Genomic DNA, 3,684 nt, shown 5'->3' with positions numbered 1-3,684 from the left:
GTTTCGCTCATTCTCTATAGTTTTATTACCAATTCACCATTACTCTAATTTAGCTGATAGCAGTAACGATTGCCAGAGTTTTCTCTTAGAAAAGTTCCTATAAGTGCATGTATCGGTACTTAATGAACCATTTTTAGACCTAGATGGATCCATATTCAAGGTTATTATGGCCAAAACAAGCAATTCATAAAAATCATTTATACTAACGGCACTTTTGCAACACTAAATAAAGATGGAAATTTCCCCTCTGAAATTTGAGATGGCGGCTCGTTTGAGCAACCCTAACACTGGGCCAAATCAAGGGTACTGCTAAATCGCAATCACATAAAGAGTTTCAGATAAATTCGGGGAAAAAATAAATTAGCAATGAGTTGTTAACCAAATCTTAACAAAAAAATACTATTATTAATATATATGATTAATTTAAGGAGCTTATTATGTTGATTAATGCAGGCTATTTTTTTAACAAATTGTCATCACTGATATTTTTATTGATAATTTTTTTATTATCTTTCTCGTTAAGTTCTTCCGTTATCCTTAAAGCATCAATTGATCGTCAAGTACGAGATAAAATTGGTGTTACTAAGGCTAGAGAGCAATTTACTATTAACGGCGCAGATGTAAATGTCGTAGTGCAAGAACCAGTAAGATTTAAAACTGCACAAGAGCAAGAATTTCAACATGGTGACGTTGTTACTGAGTTTATAAAGACTATTGCTCCACAAGCCGTTCTTTTTAATCACATCTTGAAGGATCCTTGGAATATACAAGCTCCCAAAATCATTAATCAATCTTTTGGAACTTGGTTAAAAGATCAGTTTGAAGATGATTATTTCCCTGGTTGGTGGGAGAGTAAACTACTACTGCATGGGGTCATTTACGTAAGATCCCTAGGTAATGAAAATTAAAATTTACTGTACGGTTCAACTCCTACAACTAAGAAATTTGCAAAAAGGGTTGCTCTGATAAATCAAGGACAAGAAGGTAATGGCGCAGTAGTTTTTGTAGGATCTGCCTCTGCCAGAGGAGCAAACGATCTTACAGAATATAGTAATATAGCTGGAATTGTGGCTGCCAATACAGTTGTTGTGCCTACTTCAGGACTTGCTGCGCGCGTGGCAGAAAGTAGCACAACAAAGATAAAATCAGGAACATTTAGGCGTATTGTTGGAACGTCCGTTGCTGCTCCAACAGTGTCTGGAGCTTTAGCGCTGATGGTTCAGGCCCTCAGAGTTGCAGCTAAGGAAAATAAATTACCCGAACCAACTGGCCAACAGCTTGCTGTTTTGCTATTAGATACCGCCAAACCCATTAAAACAATTTCAGTAGCAATGGTGGAAAAGTTGCGCCGCTCAACAAATTTGTCTAAAGCAAGCATTAAACGTTTGCCACCGGAGGCTATTTATGGTCGGGGTATGGTTGACATATATGCAGCAATTAAAAAAGGGAAAGAAATTTTAAGTAAAGGGCAGCAATTACCAAATACAATTAGACCCGTTAAATTTTCTAATGAAATTAAGGGCATTCTGACCAATGCACGCTACGATGTATTTGCAGAGGAAATGTATGTGTATTTGAAACAGTCGGATGCAACGGCATTGCAAATTAATATTTTATTAGAAGAACTCCCTATCGATCAATTAATTGACTATCCCTTATATGAGGATGATGGAAAAACAATTCGTGCTTACCCTAAAGTGGCTTTCAAAAGAATTTATGAAGCACATCAAGAACTTAAAAAAGTTAATCCAGAAGGCATAGCACAGCATAGACGACTTATCCCCAAAGCTTCAAGCTATTTTTCTGCCATTGCATTGTACTATGCCCTCACTCTACCTGAGGGTCAACGTAACCAGGTTCTCAAACAAGAATGGGAAAACTATTCATCATTCATGTTGCCAAAACTAAAGGACAAATTTCTAGAAAACATGCCAGAGAGCCTAAAAATGGAGCTTGGAGCTGTACCGGGGGCAGCAACAAAATCTGAGCGTCCTTTTCCCGCAACTCCTGCTGGCATTGAAAAAAAAGTGGAAAAAATTACAGTACAAGCAGCATCCGTGCGCAATAAAATTGCGCAACTAAAAGAAAAAGGATTGATATACGTGCAGGATGTTCACCCTTCTCTAAGCGAGCAATACTTAGACGGCCTGACTTTGTACCTTCTTGGTAAGGTGAATGATATGCAGCGGAAAGCAATCGAGAAGAAAAGTTTTCAAGAATTCCCATTACTGCCTTCTGGGGGAATAAAAGTTGATGTTGAGATTGGTACAGTATCCCAGTCTTTACTCGCAGCTGATAAATTAGGACTGCTGACATTTAAGAATAAAACTCCAGAACATGTTGAAAATCTTGCTAAGTTTTTGCTTGGAAAAATGCGGTTCAACGAATTACCGAAAGGGCCTTGACTTGTGCGTATTGCAAAGAGATGACACACTGGTATACTGAAGCTAAATCAAACTGTTGGTTTTCTGCTGCGCTCGAAGTGCTCACTTACCCAAGTAAACTGCAAGCTGGCAGCCACCATAAAACTCAACATTTTGATTCAGCACGGGTATATCGTTCTTTGTTCTTGATCATTGAATCAGATGCTTTTCAAAAGTGTGGTTTTAACACAAGCAACTCATTGCTAGTTTGCCAAAAAATTGACCGAAAAATTTTGGCAGCTGTATCGAAATATCGCATTGTCGCAAGAAAAAGCTCAGCTTTCCTGATTTTGCAAGAAAAACCCTCATTTTCAAGCATGCAGGTGCATCACCAAAATTTGGTGTTAAAAAAACTGGCAGTGGTTTAGGAGCTAATTTGCCTGTATTAACCGCTACAAAAGTGCCGCAAGTTAATGAGAGCAAAGGCTAAGTATTTCATACCGTAGTGGTGATCACTAATTCTCTCGAACCTTAGGAGCAATCTCTTGAACTTGTCTTCCCATGCGAAAACTCGCTCTATGGTACGGAAACGTTCCTTGAAAATCTCAAGATCAAACATGGGCTTGCGGCCACGTTTGGTCTTTTTTCTATTCCGCTTATTGGCTTTGATGTTAGGCTTCATGCCTGCATTGAAGATCTTTTTACGATTTTCATGGCAATCAAACACTCCATCGAGGCTCATGATGGATCCTTCAAGATTGAACCCTACATCTTTTGCAATTTCCTTCAATGGCCCCATTGCCTCACGTATCAGAGGGGATTCGTTCTTGTTGCCTGGTGCGAAAATCATCGGTGCAATGATGTTGCAGTTGCGATCACAAATGGCAACAACCTTATCACCCTTCAAGTGTTTATGCCCATTGTAGCCTAAGTTATCGCCCCCTTTTTAGCGGCTGTGGTGCTGCCGTCTCCGTGAACCACTTCTGTATCCAGAAGCTTGTTTGCAAATAACTCATGCACGGAACCCACAAATATTTTTTCGAAACAGCCATCACGTTGCCAACGCTGAAAGACACGAAATACGCGGGTATGATGGATTTCTGGCTTACCAGAAGCATCTTTTTCAATAGGGATTTCCTCCCACTGACACCCGGTGTACATTAATTTCAAAATGTAGTTGAAGATGCGAAAATATGGCACTGTTGTCGATGGACCTCTTGATCCACTCGTCAGGTGCGGTAAGACAAATTCCTCGAATTCAGTTTCTGTCAAATTTGTCGGGATGCTTTGGTATTGCTTACTTCTGCTCATTTGTACCTCC

General features: G+C 39.5%; 5 protein-coding genes. 3 read left to right on the top strand and 2 right to left on the bottom strand.

All coding sequences use genetic code 11. The features are described from left to right. Positions 1 to 437 precede the first annotated feature (437 nt). Genes ABFQ95_08010 through ABFQ95_08000 form a run of 3 tightly spaced genes read left to right on the top strand, consistent with a single transcriptional unit; the run spans position 438 to position 2,791 of the window. Positions 438 to 908, top strand: a complete 471-nt coding sequence (locus ABFQ95_08010; protein ID MEN8237463.1) for a hypothetical protein — start codon at positions 438 to 440, stop codon at positions 906 to 908. Between the two features lie 6 nt (positions 909 to 914). Further along, positions 915 to 2,405, top strand: coding sequence for a S8 family serine peptidase (locus tag ABFQ95_08005; protein ID MEN8237462.1), 1,491 nt, complete (start codon positions 915 to 917; stop codon positions 2,403 to 2,405). 20 nt (positions 2,406 to 2,425) lie between these two features. Then, positions 2,426 to 2,791, top strand: coding sequence for a hypothetical protein (locus tag ABFQ95_08000; protein MEN8237461.1), 366 nt, complete (start codon positions 2,426 to 2,428; stop codon positions 2,789 to 2,791). A gap of 17 nt (positions 2,792 to 2,808) precedes the next feature. Here the strand turns inward: ABFQ95_08000 and ABFQ95_07995 are convergent, their stop codons facing one another. After that, the gene (locus ABFQ95_07995; GenBank protein ID MEN8237460.1) at positions 2,809 to 3,270 is read right to left on the bottom strand and encodes a hypothetical protein; all 462 of its coding nucleotides are present in this window, start codon (positions 3,268 to 3,270) and stop codon (positions 2,809 to 2,811) included. 20 nt (positions 3,271 to 3,290) lie between these two features. After that, positions 3,291 to 3,684, bottom strand: a 394-nt coding sequence (locus ABFQ95_07990; protein MEN8237459.1) for a transposase, incomplete at its 5' end; no start/stop codon positions are given.

It is taken from the genome of Pseudomonadota bacterium (genome assembly GCA_039714795.1).
Lineage (GTDB): Bacteria > Pseudomonadota > Alphaproteobacteria > JAGOMX01 > JAGOMX01 > JBDLIP01.
Note: the sequence above shows the minus strand (reverse complement) of the source record. Positions and strands in the feature narration are given on the sequence as shown.

Excerpts from the sequence above, each read along its gene's own strand:
- ABFQ95_08010 (MEN8237463.1), top strand. The coding sequence starts at position 438 with ATGTTGATTAATGCAGGCTATTTTTTTAACAAATTGTCATCACTGATA.
- ABFQ95_08000 (MEN8237461.1), top strand. The coding sequence starts at position 2,426 with ATGACACACTGGTATACTGAAGCTAAATCAAACTGTTGGTTTTCTGCT.